1 protein-coding gene is annotated in these 428 nt (G+C 57.2%); it reads right to left on the reverse strand.

The window, feature by feature from the left end; all coding sequences use genetic code 11:
- Positions 1 to 152: 152 nt before the first annotated feature.
- On the reverse strand, positions 153 to 428 hold a 276-nt coding region (locus ACFHWW_RS34335), incomplete at its 5' end, for an FCD domain-containing protein (protein ID WP_379943851.1).

Raw genomic sequence — 428 nt, forward strand, 5'->3', positions numbered from 1 at the left:
GTTGCGAGCCCGACGATACCGCCACCGACGATGCAAAAATCGTACATCTTCCGCCTTCATAAATTGCCGCACCAACGGCCTCATTTCTACCTTGACGTATGATGCATCATACGTCAAGGCGTGAAGTCAGTCGACTTCTGCTGCAACGACGTCTACTCGAGATAGGGCAGCATGACTTCTCCGCCGAGAAGGATATCGTCGACCATCGCCTCCGCAGCAGCGCCCGCATCCCGGCGGGCAATCGCATCGACGATCGCGTAGTGATGATCGATCATCGCACGCCCACCCTTCACATAGACCTGCGCGATCAACGGCCCCATCTGGAGCCAGAGCCGCCGGAGTATTCCCTGAAGGACGGGTTGGCGCGCGATCTCCGTCAGTGCGAAATGAAAGGTCTGATTCAACTCGGTGCAAGCCAAATAGTCCGC

The sequence above is a fragment of the Sinorhizobium sp. P24N7 genome (genome assembly GCF_042436655.1).
GTDB lineage: Bacteria > Pseudomonadota > Alphaproteobacteria > Rhizobiales > Rhizobiaceae > Sinorhizobium > Sinorhizobium meliloti_A.